Source organism: Antarctobacter sp. (assembly GCF_048262615.1).
Lineage (GTDB): Bacteria > Pseudomonadota > Alphaproteobacteria > Rhodobacterales > Rhodobacteraceae > Antarctobacter.
In genome coordinates, this window is record NZ_JBLXFB010000034.1 from 22,791 (window position 1) to 38,404 (window position 15,614).

Annotated in this window: 21 protein-coding genes; 5 read left to right on the top strand and 16 right to left on the bottom strand. The window is 63.0% G+C overall.

What is annotated here, in order from left to right:
* Positions 1-55 precede the first annotated feature (55 nt).
* A complete protein-coding gene (locus tag ACN0S5_RS21770) occupies positions 56-268 on the top strand; it encodes a hypothetical protein (RefSeq protein ID WP_417211227.1) in 213 nt (70 codons plus the stop codon).
* A 5-nt stretch (positions 269-273) separates the two neighbouring features.
* On the opposite strand, the gene ACN0S5_RS21775 is transcribed toward ACN0S5_RS21770, so the two are convergent.
* From ACN0S5_RS21775 to ACN0S5_RS21815, 9 genes are all read right to left on the bottom strand, one after another.
* Positions 274-1,065: an ABC transporter permease gene (locus ACN0S5_RS21775; protein WP_417211229.1), complete on the bottom strand. Its 792-nt coding sequence runs from the start codon at positions 1,063-1,065 to the stop codon at positions 274-276.
* Positions 1,062-1,781, bottom strand: a complete 720-nt coding sequence (locus ACN0S5_RS21780; RefSeq protein WP_417211231.1) for an ABC transporter ATP-binding protein — start codon at positions 1,779-1,781, stop codon at positions 1,062-1,064. Before ACN0S5_RS21780 ends, ACN0S5_RS21775 begins: the two co-directional genes overlap by 4 nt.
* 42 nt (positions 1,782-1,823) lie before the next feature.
* On the bottom strand, positions 1,824-2,450 hold the full coding sequence (locus ACN0S5_RS21785; RefSeq protein WP_417211233.1) for an ABC transporter ATP-binding protein: 627 nt from the start codon (positions 2,448-2,450) through the stop codon (positions 1,824-1,826).
* Entirely contained in the window at positions 2,447-3,199 is a 753-nt protein-coding gene (locus ACN0S5_RS21790; RefSeq protein WP_417211234.1) for an ABC transporter permease, read from the bottom strand. Before ACN0S5_RS21790 ends, ACN0S5_RS21785 begins: the two co-directional genes overlap by 4 nt.
* Before the next feature lie 13 nt (positions 3,200-3,212).
* Positions 3,213-4,190, bottom strand: a complete 978-nt coding sequence (locus ACN0S5_RS21795; RefSeq protein WP_417211235.1) for an ABC transporter substrate-binding protein — start codon at positions 4,188-4,190, stop codon at positions 3,213-3,215.
* A gap of 100 nt (positions 4,191-4,290) precedes the next feature.
* Complete coding sequence (locus ACN0S5_RS21800) at positions 4,291-4,545, bottom strand: PepSY domain-containing protein (RefSeq protein ID WP_417211237.1); 255 nt, start codon at positions 4,543-4,545, stop codon at positions 4,291-4,293.
* Positions 4,546-4,568: 23 nt separating this feature from the next.
* A complete protein-coding gene (locus tag ACN0S5_RS21805; RefSeq protein WP_417211239.1) occupies positions 4,569-5,006 on the bottom strand; it encodes a hypothetical protein in 438 nt (145 codons plus the stop codon).
* 11 nt (positions 5,007-5,017) lie between these two features.
* A complete protein-coding gene (locus tag ACN0S5_RS21810; protein ID WP_417211241.1) occupies positions 5,018-5,992 on the bottom strand; it encodes a YVTN family beta-propeller repeat protein in 975 nt (324 codons plus the stop codon).
* A 13-nt stretch (positions 5,993-6,005) separates the two neighbouring features.
* Positions 6,006-7,145 carry an ABC transporter substrate-binding protein gene (locus ACN0S5_RS21815; protein ID WP_417211261.1) on the bottom strand — a complete coding sequence of 380 codons (1,140 nt, stop codon included), beginning with the start codon at positions 7,143-7,145 and terminating at the stop codon, positions 6,006-6,008.
* Positions 7,146-7,347: 202 nt separating this feature from the next.
* On the opposite strand from ACN0S5_RS21815, the gene ACN0S5_RS21820 reads away from it, so the two are divergent.
* The 4 genes from ACN0S5_RS21820 to ACN0S5_RS21835 are packed head-to-tail and all read left to right on the top strand — an operon-like array spanning position 7,348 to position 10,097.
* Positions 7,348-7,839: a DUF3280 domain-containing protein gene (locus tag ACN0S5_RS21820; RefSeq protein WP_417211242.1), complete on the top strand. Its 492-nt coding sequence runs from the start codon at positions 7,348-7,350 to the stop codon at positions 7,837-7,839.
* Entirely contained in the window at positions 7,836-8,381 is a 546-nt protein-coding gene (locus ACN0S5_RS21825) for an SRPBCC family protein (RefSeq protein ID WP_417211244.1), read from the top strand. Before ACN0S5_RS21820 ends, ACN0S5_RS21825 begins: the two co-directional genes overlap by 4 nt.
* Positions 8,382-8,436: 55 nt before the next feature.
* Positions 8,437-9,303, top strand: coding sequence for a YncE family protein (locus ACN0S5_RS21830; RefSeq protein ID WP_417211246.1), 867 nt, complete (start codon positions 8,437-8,439; stop codon positions 9,301-9,303).
* The gene (locus ACN0S5_RS21835; RefSeq protein ID WP_417211247.1) at positions 9,300-10,097 is read left to right on the top strand and encodes a quinoprotein dehydrogenase-associated SoxYZ-like carrier; all 798 of its coding nucleotides are present in this window, start codon (positions 9,300-9,302) and stop codon (positions 10,095-10,097) included. The genes ACN0S5_RS21830 and ACN0S5_RS21835 overlap by 4 nt, the downstream gene beginning before the upstream one ends.
* On the opposite strand, the gene ACN0S5_RS21840 is transcribed toward ACN0S5_RS21835, so the two are convergent.
* The 7 genes from ACN0S5_RS21840 to ACN0S5_RS21870 form a co-directional block, all read right to left on the bottom strand.
* Complete coding sequence (locus ACN0S5_RS21840) at positions 10,098-10,646, bottom strand: PQQ-dependent catabolism-associated CXXCW motif protein (protein WP_417211248.1); 549 nt, start codon at positions 10,644-10,646, stop codon at positions 10,098-10,100.
* Entirely contained in the window at positions 10,643-11,476 is an 834-nt protein-coding gene (locus tag ACN0S5_RS21845) for a substrate-binding domain-containing protein (protein ID WP_417211250.1), read from the bottom strand. The genes ACN0S5_RS21840 and ACN0S5_RS21845 overlap by 4 nt, the downstream gene beginning before the upstream one ends.
* A complete protein-coding gene (locus ACN0S5_RS21850; RefSeq protein ID WP_417211251.1) occupies positions 11,457-11,972 on the bottom strand; it encodes a c-type cytochrome, methanol metabolism-related in 516 nt (171 codons plus the stop codon). The genes ACN0S5_RS21845 and ACN0S5_RS21850 overlap by 20 nt, the downstream gene beginning before the upstream one ends.
* An 87-nt stretch (positions 11,973-12,059) precedes the next feature.
* Positions 12,060-13,862 carry a lanthanide-dependent methanol dehydrogenase XoxF5 gene (gene xoxF5 / locus ACN0S5_RS21855; protein WP_417211252.1) on the bottom strand — a complete coding sequence of 601 codons (1,803 nt, stop codon included), beginning with the start codon at positions 13,860-13,862 and terminating at the stop codon, positions 12,060-12,062.
* 120 nt (positions 13,863-13,982) lie between these two features.
* A complete protein-coding gene (locus tag ACN0S5_RS21860) occupies positions 13,983-14,387 on the bottom strand; it encodes a c-type cytochrome (RefSeq protein WP_417211253.1) in 405 nt (134 codons plus the stop codon).
* A gap of 24 nt (positions 14,388-14,411) precedes the next feature.
* The gene (fghA, locus tag ACN0S5_RS21865) at positions 14,412-15,236 is read right to left on the bottom strand and encodes an S-formylglutathione hydrolase (RefSeq protein WP_417211256.1); all 825 of its coding nucleotides are present in this window, start codon (positions 15,234-15,236) and stop codon (positions 14,412-14,414) included.
* 6 nt (positions 15,237-15,242) lie between these two features.
* The coding region (locus tag ACN0S5_RS21870; protein WP_417211258.1) for a zinc-binding dehydrogenase at positions 15,243-15,614 on the bottom strand (372 nt) is incomplete at its 5' end.

Genomic DNA, 15,614 nt, shown 5'->3' on the forward strand with positions numbered 1-15,614 from the left:
GTATCGCTGGCACAGTGCGATTGCGACCAAAGGATATATTGCATCGGAAAAGCCCATGATCGAGCTCTTGTTTGTAACGTGTATCGCCGCCGCGACTCCTCAATCCGAGTCTTGCCGGGAACGCAGTCTGGTGTTCACGGATGTGACGCCCATGATGTGTCTGCTGGGCGCGCAGCCCCAGCTTGCCAAATGGGTGCAAGACCATCCCGGCCAACGGGTCAAAAGCTGGAAATGCAAGGCGGTCAGTTTCGCGGAACGCGACGCCTGACGCCCTCAGACCTTGCGCTTCATCAATCCGCGCGCCGGATCATAGCCCCAGACCGCAAGCAGCCCAAAGACGGCCGTCGACCCAAGCACCCATAGCAGGGCGAGCCAGTTGAATTGCAGGTAGAGCAGAAAGCGGATCAGCTCGACCACGTAGGTGAACGGGTTGAGCGCGCAGATATCGTACAAAAGCTCTGAGCTTTCGGCCATTTTCCACAGCGGGTAGAGCGCCGAGGACAGGAAGAACATCGGGAAGATGACAAAGTTCATGATCCCGGCGAAATTTTCCAGCTGGCGGACAAAGCTGGACAGCACAAGGCCAAGCGCGCCCAGCATGATGCCGCCCAGAAACAGGCCGGGCAGGGCGGCGACATAGCCCCAAATCGGCATGGTGATGTCGAACAGCGCCGCGATGGCGAGGAAGGCGTAGACCTGTAGCACCGAAATCGCGCTGGACCCCAGCAGACGGCAGAACAACAGCCACCAGCGGGGCAGGGGGCTGGTCAGCAGCAACCGCATCGAGCCCATTTCCCGGTCATAGACCAGCGAGAGAGAGCTTTGCATGCCGTTGAACAGCAGGATCATCGCGCAGAGGCCGGGGACGATATAGGTCTCATAGGTGATATAGGTCTGATACGGCGGGATAATCGACACGCCAAGCGCGGCGCGGAACCCGGCGGCGAAGATCAGCAGCCAGACCAGCGGACGCACCAGCGCCGACAAAAAGCGTTCGCGCTGATGGATAAAGCGCAGGAATTCGCGCCCGACGATGGCGCGCAGGGCGATCAGCCAGCCGGTCATACGGGGGTCCCCGTCTGGCTCAGGAACCAGTCCGACAGGCTTTGGTCGCCGCGCACCGCGCCCGCCTGACCGTGGGTCAGGATTTGCCCCCTGTGCAGGACCAGCAGGTCGTCGCTGTCGCGGACCTCATCGGTCAGGTGGGTGGTCCAGAGCACGCACATGCCCTGCGCGGCCAGATCATGCACATGGGCGACGATCCCCGCGCGAGAGGACGCATCCAGCCCGACGGTGGGTTCATCCAGCAGCAGCACCTGAGGGTCATGCAGCAATGACCGGGCCAGTTCGGTGCGCCGCCGGTGGCCGCCGTTCAGCGCGCGGACCTTTTCATGCGCGCGCTCTGCCATATCCAGCCGCGACAGCACCGCGTCGATGCGCGCGTTCAATCCCTTGCGCGGCAGCCGGTGCAGCGCGGCGAAATAGGCAAGGTTCTGGCGGACGCTGAGGTCCAGATCCAGCGTCGGCTGTTGAAAGACCACGCCCAGTTTCGCAAGCGCCTGACTGGGTGCCTGGCGCAGGTCATGCCCGGCAATGCGGATCGTGCCGGTGGGTGAGACCAGCAGCCGGGTCAGCAGCGACACCAGAGTCGACTTGCCCGCGCCATTGGGGCCAAGCAGGGCGCAAAAGCGGCCCTTTTGCAGATCGAAGGACACCGCATCAAGGGCCTGTTTCGGACCATAGGCAAAGCTGAGGTTCTGGACAGAGAGACCGTCGCTCATGGCCGGGCCGGGGCTGAAAAGATGCCGATAATTTGCATTATGTTAAGCATGCTCACCGTTCGATGTGTCGGGCAGACTGTCTGTCAGCGTGGCGGGCCTGCCGGACAGGACCAGCGTTCGGTCGGCCAGACGCTCGGCCTCGGCCCGTGCGTGGGTCACGAACAGGGTGGCGGGCTTTGCCTCGGCGATCAATGCCTCTGTAAGCGCCAGCATCTGTTCGGCCATCTCCGGGTCGAGCGAGACAAACGGCTCATCCATCACCAGAAACTCTGGCGCGCCAGCAAAGGCGCGGGCCAGCGCCAGCCGCCGTTGCTGGCCAAGGGACAGTTGACCGGGAAAGGCATCGTCGCGGCCCGACAGACCGACCCGCGCCAGTGCGGCGCGCGCGGCGTCCGCCCCCAGAGTCGGGCGCGCGATCAGCAGATTGTCGAGCGCGCTGCGCCACGGCAGCAAGGTCGGCTCCTGAAAGACAATCGCCATATTGTCGGGGCGCGTCACGGTGCCCTCAAACCTTGTGTCGATCCCGGCCATGATCCGCAGGATGGTGGATTTTCCGATGCCGGACGGGCCCAGCAGCGCGACGGTTTCGCCGGGTCGGATGTCAAACCGCACCGGTCCCAGCACCTGCTGATCGCCAAAGAATTTCGAGGTGATGTCAGCCCGGATCACGCGGTTCTCCACCGCCGGATGCGGCGTTCCCAAGGTTGCAGGACCAGCCATTCCACCGCCAGCATCACCGCGATGAAGGACAGCGCGTAGACCAGCACCATGGTCACGTCAAACAGTTGGAAATACAGGTGTATTTGAAAGCCTACGCCGTTGGAACGGCCAAGGAATTCGACCACCAGAACGATTTTCCAGATCACCGCCACGCCGGACCGCGCGGCGGCGGTGATGAACGGCGCAAGTTGCGGCAGCGTGACGTGGCGCATCCGCGCCAGCCACGACATCCGGTAGACCCGCGCCATAGCGTCCAGATCGGGATCGAGGGCGCGCGCGCCTTCGCGGATCACGGTGGCGACGTTGGGGATCTTGTTCAGCGTCACCGCCAGAATCGCGGCGGTCTCATTCAGGCCGATCCACAGGTAGCACAGCACGATCAGCACCAGCGCGGGCAGGTTCAGAAAGATCACCAGCCACGGGTCCAGCCACCGGTTCAGCGCCTCTGACCGCCCCATGACAAGGCCAAGCGCGATGCCGATGGTCATGGCCAGCGCAAAGGCCCAGATCACCCGCAACAGCGTCGCCCCAAGGTGAAAGGGCAACTCGCCGGATCCGATTTCGCGCGCGGCGGGGGTGATCAGCGACCACGGCTGCGGCAGGACCGTCGGGTCTGCCGTCAGCGTGGCGCAGAGTATCCACAGCAGAAACAGCCCGATGATCGACAGGATTGGCGTGGCCGCGTGGGTGTCTTTCATCGGGCGATCTGCTTTAGTTCAGGTCGGCGAACAGGCCGTCGGGCACGGTGGTGGCCTTGCCGACCAGATCGGCGCCGCCAAGGTCATTCATCAGCGCCAGCATCTTGTTCGCCCCGTCGATGTCAACCGGGCCGCGCGCGGGTGTGCCGGCCAGCCAGTCGGATTTGAGCTGATTGAACTGGGCGTCGTTGTTGGCGTTCATGATCGGGCGGATTGCCTCCCATGCGGCGGCGTCGCTGGCCAGCAGATCCTTGGCGTCGCGGCTGGCGTCATACAGCGCCTGCGCCAGTCCGGGGTTCGCTGCCAGAAAGCTTTCCTTCATGTAGTAGCCCAGCAGCGGCGTGTCGGTGTTCAGTCCCAGCGCCTTGCCTGCCGTCTCGACCGAGATCACCTCTTCCATGCCAGAGGCTTTCATCTTGGCAAGGAAGTGCCAGAAGTTGATGGCCCCTTGCAGGTCTCCGCTGAGGCCGGATTTGAAGATCAGCGGCGGCGCGCCAAAGACCTGCTCTGTCTCGGCCTTCAGGTCCATGCCGTATTCTTGCTGGGCGTAGGCGCGCAGGATCAGCCACGACTTGTCCAGCGGCCCCCCGGCGATGCCGATCTTGCCGCCTGCCAGATCCTTGAGCGAGGTGATGCCGCTGCCTTTTGGCGCGACCAGCCCGCCAACCGCCTTGGAATAGGGGACAAAGACATAGTCCTTGCCAGCGGCGCGCTGCCGCGCCACCCAGATCCAGTCGGCGACGGCCACGTCGGCCTCTCCGCCTTCGACGGCGACGCGGGTTGCGCCATTGTCGGCATAGGGCGCGATTTCAAGGTTAAAGCCATGCGCCTCGTCAAAGCCCTGTTCGACGATGGTTGCCAGTTCCCAGTTCACGGTGCCGATTTTCAGCACGGCGGCGCGGATGACGGGCAGATCCTGGGCAATGGCGGGGGCGGCGACAATCATCGCCAGAAGGGCACAAGCGCCCCGGCGTGTGATGGATCGGATCATAAGAAGTCTCCCGGTTGGCTCTGGCGACTCTGCGGTCGCGTTGGCGTATTGTGAGCATTGCCGCGACGCTGGCCATTGGGCTTTGGTCGCGGCTGCGGTGTTATTCGGCGCGCCTGCCGACCTCGTTCAGGTCCGCGTCCAGTTCGATATCGAACTGGTGGCCGCCTTCGCAGATGACGTCGTCCAGTTCATAGCCGCCGTCCTCCATCTCGATATCGTCGGGGTCCATCTGGCATTTCATTTCGGCCAGCAGGGCGGTGATCTTGTCCACGGTTTCCTGCGGGATCGCGTGGCTGGCGGCAAAGGACGGGGCGGCGACAAGCGCGGCGAGGGCAAAGGCAAGGATACGGGTCATGACGGAACGCTCCGGTGTCTGGGTTACTGGATGCTGATGCGGATCTGCTGGGTTTCGCCGGTCGAGCCGGGAATGCGCAGGATATGGGTGCCGGGCTTGATGGCGATGAACGACAGTTCCGCCGTGCCTTCCGCGTCGAATTCGATCGAGTCGATGGCCATCGGGCGAATCTCGATCTTGTTGATGACGATCTCGTTCATCCAGACCGCGCGGAAGAAGTCCGGCCCGCTGACGGCCAGTTCGGCGGACCCGTCGGCGGTGATGAACATCTTGTAATAGGCGCCCGATTGCAGGGTTACGTCCTCTCCCAGCGGCTGGCCAGAGGCGAGGGTCAGCTGGATCGGCTCTCCACGGTTGCACGAGGCCAGCAGCCCGGCAAAGCCGAGGTCATCGCACAGCGGCGCGGCCATGGCCGGGGCAGAGAGGCCGCAGGCAAGGGCGGCGGCGGTGAGGTACTTCATGGCGGTCTCCATTAATTCGGGGTCACGACCACGCCCCAGGGCTGTTGGCCGACCTGCACCGATTTGATCGCCTTTTCACGGGCGACATCGATGATGGTGATGTCATTGGAATTGCCGTTGGTGGTCAGCAGGTATTTCTGATCCGGGGTAAAGGCCAGTTGCCAGACCCGCTGGCCGACGATGATGTAATCCAGCACCTCCAGCGTTGCGCCGTCGATCACGGCGACCCGGTTGGCGGGGCCGAGGGCGACAAAGATGCGGCTGCCGTCGCGCGTGACCTTGACGCCGACAGGTTGCAGCCATTCGGGCAACACGCCGGGCACCTCGAACCCGATCTTGTGCACCAGCGTCGGGGTGCCGTCGGGGGCGATGTCCATCACCGACACGGTGCCGCCGATCTCGGACGAGACAAACAGGCGGCTGCCGTCATCGGTAAACTGCGCGTAGCGCGGGCGCTGATCGACCAGCACGTTGTGCTTGATCTTGTAATCCTCGGTCGAAATGAAATGCGCCATGTTCGTCGTTTCCGACGTGTTCACCACCCATTTGGCATCCGGGCTCATGCCCATGCCTTCGGGTTCGACGCCCACCGGGATCTCTGCAAGGATAGTGTGTTTCTCGGTGTCGGTCACGGTGACAAGGTTGTCATCCTCATTGGCGATATACAGCCGCTTGCCCGAAGGTTCGAGGATGAACAGTTCCGGGTCGGGACCAGAGGGCAGGCTGTCCAGCTCGCGGTAGGTTTCGGTATCGAAGACCCGGATCAGGCTGTCATCGGAGGCGCAGACATACAGCTTGGACCCATCGGGGCTAAGGGTGATGCCGCGCGGGCGGTTGCCGCCGTCGAACTCTTGCAGAACCTCCCATGTGTCGGTGTCGACCACGGTGATGGTGTTGCTGCGCTCATTCGACACAAAGGCCTTGTTGGCCAGCGCGGGGGCGGCGGTCAGAAGGGCCAGCAACGAGGTCGCGATCAGGGTTTTCATGCAAACCTCCCGGTCAGTTGAAAGCGGAGCATTCGGATTCCGGACGATCGAGGCCCAGCGTATCCAAGGGTGAGAATTGATGCAGAAAGCCCTCTTGCGGGCTGACGCTGACGGTGATCATGCCATCATATAGCAGGATCGGCTGGCGCATCTGGCCGTTCCAGTTGCGGAACGTGACCTTCTGCCCCTTGAAGGCGGCCAGTTCGAACGCATCGGACAGGGCATAGTCGCGGATCGCCATGGCATCTGTGGTGCTGGCGCGGGTCACGGCCTCGCCCACCACGCGCAGGGCCAGCCAGACGTTGTAGTCCTCGGCCTTGGCATAGCGGCCGGTCATCTCTTCGAACCGGGTGTGGTATTGCGTGGTGCCCCATGCCTCATGCGCGGCGTGAAAGGTCACCGGGCGCAGACCGGCAGAGCCCATGACGGGGCGCGGCGTCGACAGGTGGTAAGGCAGGTAACGGGCAAAGTAATCGGTGCCGTCGGCGGCGATCAGCACGTCATGCCGCTTGGCCCCTTGGGTGAAGGCGGGCAATTGGCGCTGCACCAGCACATGCCCCGAATCCGTCCGACGAGAGCCGCCGGTATCGGCGAACAGCCGTTCCTCGGTGATCTTGATGCCGAATTTGCGCGCCGCCCGTCGGTAGGCATCCGCCAGCGAGGTGTCCTCATAGTTGGAGCCGGAAATCAGGAACCATTCGTCCCATTTCTTCCAGACGGAAAACTGCGCCACCGCATCGGCCAGCATCAGGTTGGAGGGGGCGATATGCAGCAGCGTGGCGCGGCAGTTCTGCGACCGCAGCGCCACGTCCGGCGCGGTGGCGTTCAGCACCAGCGCGCCCGCCTCGGCGGCGCGGTCGGTCAGGCGCAGCAGGTCGCGGCTGTCGGCCATCACCACAATCAGCCGGATTCCGTCCGCCAAGAGCTGTTCCAGCGCGGCGTCGGCCTGATCGGGCGGCACGGCGACCTTGGTCGTGGCGTAGGTATGGCCCAGAAAGCTGCCGGTGGTGCCATTGTCCCTGTCGGCCAGATCGGCCCCGGCAAAGCCCAGATCCTCGGGCACAAGATCGTAACGGGAAATCGGCAAAAGGCGCGGGTAGTCGATGCGCAGAACCGCTGCGGCCACATCCAGAGCCAGCACAGGGCCGCCCATACCGATGCACAACAGCACCGCCAGAAGCGGAGCAATGATCCGTTGCAAGTGTTCCTCCCTGCCCGTTTGTTTGTCTCGGGCTTGTTCTTGATATCCCAAGCAAATCGCGGGCCCTTTGCAACCGATACTTTTGGTCGGGTTGCGTGGTAAAGGGTAACGCCTGCACGATGCTCTACGACTCTTATTTTCTAAGAAAGGCCCCATGCGCCGGATCTTTGCATTGCTGGTGTTTGCCTTGGGCGGCCCCGCCGCTGCCGGGGACAGTGTGGCGTTTTTAGGGATAACCTTGCTGGATTCGTCGCTTCAGACTGCGGAACTGGGTCAAAACCCTGCGGAACGCACCCGGTTGCAGTTGATCGAGGATCTGGTGGCAGAGCGTTTCACCGCCGAGGGCTATACCCTGCTGGACCTTGCCCCGGTGCAGGCGGACCTTGACCGCGTGGTGAACCCGGCAAAATGTTATGGTTGTGACGCCCGGATGGCGAAAAAGCTGGGGGCGGATTTCGTGCTGGTCGGGGAGGTTCAGAAAGTCTCGAACCTGATTCTGACGATGAACCTGCAACTGCGCGACCCGGAGACGGGGCAAACGGTCAAGGGGCGGGTGGTCGACATCCGGTCCAACACGGACGACTCGTGGCTGAGAGGAATGAGATACATTCTCAAGACAGCCTTTTTCAAAGGGGAGGAAAAATGAAACGACGCGAATTTCTGGCGGTGACGGCGGTTGCGCTGGCGCTGCCGTCGCTGGCGCTGGCCCACGGGCCGACCCGGCAAAAGGTGACGCTGACCGCCGAGGTCGCCGCCGACCCGGCAGAGGTCTGGGCGGCCATCGGCAATTTTCAGGACATGAGCTGGCATCCGGCGGTCTTTGAGACCGCAGGCGCGGGCGGAAACGCCATCGACGCCACCCGCGTTCTGACGCTGGGACAGGCGGGCGGGCCGACGATCTCCGAGATCCTGTACAAGCACAGCGATGAGAAGATGAGCTATTCCTACCGCATCACCGAGGTCGCGGTAGAGGTGCTGCCGGTGACGAACTATTCGTCCCACGTCACGGTCAAACCGCGCGCTGGCGGTGGCTCGCTGGTGGAATGGCGCGGCGCCTTTTATCGCGGGTATCCGAACAACGACCCGCCCCCGGAACTGAGCGACGAGGCCGCGATTGCCGCTGTGTCGGCGGTCTATCAGGCCGGACTGGATGCCCTTGTCGAGCGGTTCGGTGCGCCGGGCAGCTAGGGCGCTTGTCCTTTGCGCCGTCGCGGGTCTGCCCGCGGCGGCGGATACCGCTTTTGTGACTTGTCAGAACGGCGACGGGCTAAGCGTGCTTGACCTGACAGGCGGGCAGGAAGTGGCGCGCTGGTCGGTTCCGGGCAAGCCTGCCGGGGTCGCCGTGTCGCGGGACGGCGCGGTTTATACTGTCGCACCGGACAGCAAGACGGTGCGCCGCCATGACTGGACCGGCACGGTCCTGGCTGAGATCGCGCTGGAGGGCGGACCGATCGGCATTGCCTTTGACGCGCGGCGCGGGCGGGTCTTTGTCTCTGACTGGTACAACGCCCGGATCTGGGTGCTGTCGGGTGACACCCTGACCCTGGACCAAGAGCTGACCACTGGCGCGGCCCCGGCGGGGCTGGCGCTGTCAGAGGACGGGCGGTTCCTTGCCTCGGCGGATCGTGACGCCGATCAGGTGTCTGTCTTCGACGCCGATACTCTGGCGCTGCTGCACCGGGTCACGGTGGGTATCCGGCCCTTTGGCCTGCGTTTTGCCCCCGATGGGCGGTTGTTTGTCGGCAATGTCGGGTCCAACGACCTCAGCGTCGTGGATGCGACTGCGGGCTCTGTCATCGCAACGGTGCCGGTTGGAGAGCGCCCCTACGGCGTGGCCTTTGCCGCCGGACGGGCTTTTGTCACCAATCAATATGAAAACACCGTCAGCGTGATCGACATGGGCGCGTTGACCGAAGTGACCCGGATCGAGGTCGGCGAATACCCCGAGGGGATCGATGTCAGCGCCGACGGGTCACGCATCGTTGTGGCCAACTGGTTCGACAATACGGCCTCTGTCATCGACGCAAAGGCCCTGACCGTGCTAAGGGATCTGGACACCTGCGACGGCCCCCGGGCCTTTGGTGTCTTTCTTCTGGGAGGAGAAGAATGAAACGGTTTCTATTGAGTGCCGCGCTGATCTGCGCCGCCCTGCCGGGTTTTGCCGGCGAGGGGTGGGACGCGGTGACCGCGCAACTGTTCCCCGACCGCGCCCTGCTGGACGGGACAGAGATGATTTCCATTGACGCGCCCTACCGCACTGAAAACGACACCCGCACGCAGATCGCCGCGATGATCCACGCGCCGCAAGGGATGCTGCTGGACAAGATCACGCTGGTTCTGGACGAAAACCCGATGCCGGTTTCGGCGGTGTTCGCGCTAGACGTGCCGCAGCCGGGGTTTTTCTTTGACGTGACCATGCGGATCAATGGGCCGACCCCGCTGCACGTGATCGCCGAGACGACGGACGGCCGCGTCTGGGTCAAGGAAGGCCACGTCAAGACTTCGGGCACCGGGGCCTGCGCGGCCCCGCCGGGAACCGATCCCGCCGCCGCGCTGGCGACGCTGGGCGATATGGGGCTGGAGGTGGCGCGACTGTCACCGGGCAGCGGCGGGCTTGGCCTGTCTGCACGGCTGCGGCAGTTGGATGTGGACATTTCGCACCCGTCGCATTCCGGGATGCAGATGGATCAGATCACGCTGCTGTATATCCCGATGCGCTATGTCGAAACCCTCGACATCGTGCTGGACGGGGCCGGATATGTGGACATGACCGGGTCGATCTCATTGTCGGAAAACCCGCGCGTTGGCCTGTCGGTGCCCAGTAAGACGCGGTCGGTGGATGTGACCTTGACCGATACCAAAGGGACCGTCACCCATGCGCACAAGGATCTGGCGGCGTTCTGATCAGCCGCCGGGGGGCTGCGGCTCTTCCGGAGTGATCCGTTCCAGCGGGTACTCCCATAGCTGCCAGCCATCGGTGCCCTCGGGAAGCCAGTAGACCTGAGTATAACCCCATTCGACCGCGCGTTTGGCGGCGTTCCAGCTCATCCAGCAATCTTCGAGGCAGAAGAACAGCACCGGATGCGCCGGGTCGCCGCCGGTCGCCTTGGCCAAGCCGCGGCGGAAATAGTCGGCGGTGACATCGGCAATCGCCCCATAGCCGACATTGGGCAGCCAGACCGAACCGGGGATGGAATCGCGCGGCTTGTCCCGCCAGATCGTGCCTTTGGGCAGGTTGGCGGGTTTCGGGGCCTGTGGCAGCACGTCGATAAAGGCGGTCTTGCCCGCGCTCCACAGATCATGCGCGCCCTCGGGCCCGACCACGGTGGCCCCGGCCAGCGTCGATGGCACCGGGCCGCGATAGTGATCCATGCGGTAATCGGAGGGCTCACTCTCCGCAGCAAGGACCGCTGGCAGCCCCGCAAGCAGCAGGATTGCCAGCGCCCGGATCATTGCGAGATGTCCAGGACCGCGTCGCCCAGATCAGTGACCAGCGGCACGCCCGCCTCGGCCAGTATGGCGTTGATCTCATCCTGATGGCGGCGGATCAGTGAGTTCAGCTTGCGCTGCCAGACCTTTTCGCCCTGCCGCACACCCATGGTGATCCGGTAATACAGCTTGGGCGGCAGGGTTTCCTTGACCAGCGGGATGACCGCGAAATTCGGATGGTCCTGTTTGACCATCGGGCCGCCGATCGGCCCCCAGAGGATCGCGGCGTCGATCTCTCCGGCCTCCAGATCATCCATCATGTCGTGGGTCGGGCTTTCGTGACGGCGGTCGACGAACAGGTTGTAGGCCTTTGCCTTGCCGATCAATCCGTTGCGCGCCATATGCGTCGATGGCGGGCTGCCCGCGATAATGCCGATCCTGAGGTCCTTCAGGCGCGGATCGGACAGGCTGTCCACATCCGCCAGCGGGCCGTTCTTGGCCACGATCAGCACATAGGTTGAGGTCAGGTAATGGTTGGTGTTCAGCACCAGCTCATGCCCTTGCGCATAGCCGATGATCACGTCACATTTCTTGACCTTCAGGGTGTTGCGGACAAACCCCGTCGCCATCGGATACCAGGTGTATTGCACCGGCAGGCCCAGCTTTTCCCCGATCAGGTCGGCCAGCTTGTTCTCATAGCCGGTGCCGTCCTTCATCGACATCGGGTCGTTGGCCGGATCGGCGCAGACCCGCAGCGCGCTGGTGGACACAAGGTCCGAGGTCTGCGCGCTGCCTGCCCCGCCAAAGGTCAGCAGCGTCAGGATCAGCGCCGCTTCAGAAGCCCAGACACGCATTTTCATCCTCGCGGATCACGTCGGACTTGGATTCCTTCTTGCCGGGCCGTCCGCGCGGAACCACATCGGCGCCGCGCGCCTTTAGGTAGACATAGATGTCGTCGAGATAGCACATGACGTTCGGGTTATCGCCAAACGCGGGCATCACGGAATTGTCCGAGGCCGTGACGTGTTTGCGGCCATTCACCACCACGTCGTAGAAATCGTAGTAATCCATGTCGATGGCCGATTTCTTCAGCGCGGGCGCATAGCTGGAGCCTTCGCCCTCGGGGCCGTGACAGACGTGGCATTCGGAATGGTAGCGGCGAAAGCCGGAATAGGTCATCCAGTCGACCGTGCCATCCTCGCCCACATTGTATGTGGGGATGTCCTCATCTGTGAAATAGCGCCCATCCTCCGAATAGGCAGCGGTCAGGTTATCTGCGCCCGCAAGTGAGGCGGCCAGTGCGGCGCCTGCGAACATAGCGATAGAGAGCAGTCTTCCTGTCAATGTCATGGTCGGAACTCACCTGTCTGTGGAGTGTCTATTGGACGGGCGCGGCCCCGTGGAGCCGCGCCAGCCATTGTCAGTCTCTGCGCAGGATCAATCCGGCAGGGCGAAGACGGTCAGCTGACCACCCAGCGCGGTGTAGTCGCTCAGAGCGGCATAACCACCCACAGCACCCAGACCGTCGTTCGGGTTGGTCAGGCCAGCCGCAAGGCCGATCCCGGCCCAGCCGCCGATGCCCGACAGGATACCGATGTACTGTTTGCCGCCCTGTTCGTAGGTCATCACGTTGCCGATGATGCCCGACGGGGTCTTGAAGCGGTACAGTTCTTCACCGGTTTCGGCGTGAACCGCCTTCAGGTAGCCCTCAAGCGTGCCGTAGAACACCACGTCACCCGCAGTGGCCAGAGCACCGGACCAGACCGAGAACTGCTCGGGGATGGACCACTTGATCTCACCCGCGACGTTGTCCCAGGCGATGAAGTTGCCCATGCCGCCGTGGCTGTCCGGGGCCGGGTACATCGCCAGCGTCGCACCCACATAGGGCTGACCGGCGGTGTAGGACACGCGGAACGGCTCATAGTCCATGCAGACGTGGTTTGTCGGCACGTACATCAGCTGGGTCTTCGGCGAGTAGGCCGCAGGCTGCTGGTCCTTGGAGCCAAGCGCCGCCGGGCAGATGCCAGTGGAGTTGACGTCTTCGCCGTTCTGCTCGGTCGAGTACTGCGCCACCACGGCCGGACGGCCATAGGTGTCAGAATCCGGGTCCATGTCGACGCCGGTTGTCCAGTTGACGGCGGGGTCGTACTTTTCCGCCACCAGCAGTTCACCCGAGACGCGGTCCAGCGTGTAGCCAAGGCCGTTCCGGTCAAAGTGGGTCAGCAGCTTGCGCTCTTCGCCATCAATTTGCTGCTCCGTGAGGATCATCTCGTTGATGCCGTCATAATCCCACTCGTCGTGCGGGGTCATCTGGTAGAACCACTTGGCTTCGCCGGTGTCGATGTCGCGGGCCATGATGGTCATGGACCAGCGGTTGTCGCCGGGGCGCTGCGCCGGGTTCCATGTCGACGGGTTGCCGGTGCCGTAGTACATCAGGTTCTCTTCGAGATCCGCCGAGTACCAGCCCCAGGTGGTGCCGCCGCCGATCATCCACTGATCGCCTTCCCAGGTGTTGGTGCCTGAGTCCGGACCAACCGGCTTGCCCAGATGGGTGGTGGTTTCCGGGTCGACAAGGATGTCGCTGTCGGGACCCATGGAATAGGCGCGCCATTCCAGTTCGCCGGTTTCCATGTTGTAGGCGGTGACAGAGCCACGGACGCCGAATTCGCCGCCGGAGATGCCGACGATGACCTTGTCCTTGACCGGCAGGACCGTCGCGGTGTTGGTCTCACCCTTGGCGGCGTCGCCGTTCTGCACTTCCCACTTCACTTCGCCGGTCATGGCGTCGAGCGCGACGACCTTGGTGTCGGCCTGATGCAGGAAGATCTTGCCGTTGGCATAGGCCACACCACGGTTCACCGTGTCACAGCACATCACCGGGATGACGTCCGGGTCCTGCTTGGGCTCATACTTCCAGACGATCTTGCCGTCCTGCTCCAGATCCAGCGCGTAGACGATGTTCGGGAACGGCGTGTGCACGTACATCATGTTGCCGATCACCAGCGGCGAGCCTTCGTGGCCGCGCAGCACACCGGTCGAGAACGTCCAGGCCACTTGCAGGTCCTTGACGTTTTCGGCGTTGATCTGGTCAAGCCCCGAGTAACGCTGGTTGCTGTAGTCACCGGTCTGGATGGCCCACTGTGCGGGGTCGTCCATCTGGTTCACGAGATCGTCGTTTGCCATCGCCATAGAGGCGCAGCAAAGGGCGATACCCGATGTCATCATGGTTAGGGTTTTCATTTCGTTCCTCCCGAAAATCGCGGCTTTCGCCTTGTCATGACAAACCGGGTTCCGCCCGGTTTGTCGCCTTGCGCCTGCCCTGCCAGTACTCTCCTCCCGGCGGGGCAGGCATTCCCTGTGTCACGACCCTTCGTCGGAAAAGGTCATGAGGTAAGCAATCACGTCGGCGCGGTCGTCGTCCTTGCGCAGGCCCGGAAAGGCCATCTTGGTGCCTTTCGCATAATCGCGCGGCTTGGTCAGGAAGGCGTCCATCGCTTCGGGGGTCCAGACCTCGCCGGCCTCCCCCATCGCGCCCAGGGCTTTGGAGTAGTCAAAGCCCTCGACAGAGGCCATCTGACGGCCAACGATGTTGTTCAACATCGGGCCAACCTTGTTTTCCGCGCCTTCGCCGACGGCGTGGCAGGCCTTGCACTTGCGAAAGACCTTTTCTCCCGCTTCGGCATCACCTTCCATGGCATGGCTGTCCGCCAGAGCCATGAGGGGAAGCAGGGTTGCGAGTGTTGCGCCGAGTACTGTCTTGATCATAGTAAACCTTTGTCTGTTCAGGTCTTAAAGGAGACGTTCTGCGTGCCAGGCGACATGATCGCCGGCAAAGGAGTTTACGAAGAAATACGAATGATCGTACCCCTCTTGCATCCTGAAGGCGCCCGATTGCCTGTTTCGCATCATCGCTTCGGCCAGCGTTTCCGGCTTCAGCAGGTCCAGAAATTGATCCGATCCACCTTGGTCGATCAACAGATCCCCTTTCCAGCCTTTGTCGCCTAAAAGTAGAACTGAATCATGCTGGCACCAAGTAGATTCGTCGTCACCCAGATACGCGCTGAGCTGTTTTCTGCCCCAATCGCTTTGGGTTGGGTTGGCGATTGGCGCAAAGGCCGAGAGTGAATCGTACATCTCGGGGTTGCGCATGGCGATGGTCAGCGCGCCGTGTCCACCCATGGAATGACCGGTGATTCCGTGCCGGTCGGAAACCGGGAAATTGGCCATGACCAGATCCCGCAGCTCGCGGGTCACATAGTCGTACATCTGAAAGTTGGCGCGCCACGGGCTGCGGGTGGCGTTCACGTAGAACCCCGCGCCCTGCCCCAGATCATAGGATTCGTCGTTGGCCACCCCCTCGCCGCGCGGCGAGGTGTCGGGGAACACAACGGCGATGCCGTGCAGCGCCGCGTGTTCCTGAAACCCGGCCTTGGTCATCGCATTTTCATGCGTGCAGGTCAGCCCCGACAGATACCACAGCACCGGCACCTTTTCCGTCTTCGCCTGTGGTGGCAGGTAGACCGCAAAGGTCATGTCGCATCCGCAGGCGGTCGAGGCGTGTTTGTAAACGCCCTGAACGCCCTCGAAGCTGCGGTTTTCAGACACGGTTTCCATACCGGATCAGTACTCCACCACGGCGCGGATCGACTTGCCCTCGTGCATCAGGTCAAAGCCGTGATTGATCTCGTCCAGCGTCAGCTTGTGCGTGATCATCGGGTCGATCTCGATCTTGCCGTCCATGTACCAATCGACGATCCGGGGCACATCCGTGCGCCCCTTGGCGCCGCCAAAGGCGGTGCCGCGCCAGACCCGGCCGGTGACAAGCTGGAATGGCCGGGTGCTGATTTCAGCCCCCGCCGGTGCGACGCCGATGATGATCGATTCGCCCCAGCCCTTGTGCGCGCATTCCAGCGCGGTGCGCATGACATTCACGTTGCCGGTGGCGTCAAAGGTATAGTCCGCGCCGCCTTTGGTCAGGTCGACCAGATGCGC

Excerpts from the sequence above, each read along its gene's own strand:
- ACN0S5_RS21770 (WP_417211227.1), top strand. The coding sequence starts at position 56 with ATGATCGAGCTCTTGTTTGTAACGTGTATCGCCGCCGCGACTCCTCAA.
- ACN0S5_RS21775 (WP_417211229.1), bottom strand. The coding sequence starts at position 1,065 with ATGACCGGCTGGCTGATCGCCCTGCGCGCCATCGTCGGGCGCGAATTC.
- ACN0S5_RS21780 (WP_417211231.1), bottom strand. The coding sequence starts at position 1,781 with ATGAGCGACGGTCTCTCTGTCCAGAACCTCAGCTTTGCCTATGGTCCG.
- ACN0S5_RS21790 (WP_417211234.1), bottom strand. The coding sequence starts at position 3,199 with ATGAAAGACACCCACGCGGCCACGCCAATCCTGTCGATCATCGGGCTG.
- ACN0S5_RS21795 (WP_417211235.1), bottom strand. The coding sequence starts at position 4,190 with ATGATCCGATCCATCACACGCCGGGGCGCTTGTGCCCTTCTGGCGATG.
- ACN0S5_RS21800 (WP_417211237.1), bottom strand. The coding sequence starts at position 4,545 with ATGACCCGTATCCTTGCCTTTGCCCTCGCCGCGCTTGTCGCCGCCCCG.
- ACN0S5_RS21805 (WP_417211239.1), bottom strand. The coding sequence starts at position 5,006 with ATGAAGTACCTCACCGCCGCCGCCCTTGCCTGCGGCCTCTCTGCCCCG.
- ACN0S5_RS21810 (WP_417211241.1), bottom strand. The coding sequence starts at position 5,992 with ATGAAAACCCTGATCGCGACCTCGTTGCTGGCCCTTCTGACCGCCGCC.
- ACN0S5_RS21815 (WP_417211261.1), bottom strand. The coding sequence starts at position 7,145 with ATGGGCGGCCCTGTGCTGGCTCTGGATGTGGCCGCAGCGGTTCTGCGC.
- ACN0S5_RS21820 (WP_417211242.1), top strand. The coding sequence starts at position 7,348 with ATGCGCCGGATCTTTGCATTGCTGGTGTTTGCCTTGGGCGGCCCCGCC.
- ACN0S5_RS21825 (WP_417211244.1), top strand. The coding sequence starts at position 7,836 with ATGAAACGACGCGAATTTCTGGCGGTGACGGCGGTTGCGCTGGCGCTG.
- ACN0S5_RS21835 (WP_417211247.1), top strand. The coding sequence starts at position 9,300 with ATGAAACGGTTTCTATTGAGTGCCGCGCTGATCTGCGCCGCCCTGCCG.
- ACN0S5_RS21840 (WP_417211248.1), bottom strand. The coding sequence starts at position 10,646 with ATGATCCGGGCGCTGGCAATCCTGCTGCTTGCGGGGCTGCCAGCGGTC.
- ACN0S5_RS21845 (WP_417211250.1), bottom strand. The coding sequence starts at position 11,476 with ATGCGTGTCTGGGCTTCTGAAGCGGCGCTGATCCTGACGCTGCTGACC.
- ACN0S5_RS21850 (WP_417211251.1), bottom strand. The coding sequence starts at position 11,972 with ATGACATTGACAGGAAGACTGCTCTCTATCGCTATGTTCGCAGGCGCC.
- xoxF5 (WP_417211252.1), bottom strand. The coding sequence starts at position 13,862 with ATGAAAACCCTAACCATGATGACATCGGGTATCGCCCTTTGCTGCGCC.
- ACN0S5_RS21860 (WP_417211253.1), bottom strand. The coding sequence starts at position 14,387 with ATGATCAAGACAGTACTCGGCGCAACACTCGCAACCCTGCTTCCCCTC.
- fghA (WP_417211256.1), bottom strand. The coding sequence starts at position 15,236 with ATGGAAACCGTGTCTGAAAACCGCAGCTTCGAGGGCGTTCAGGGCGTT.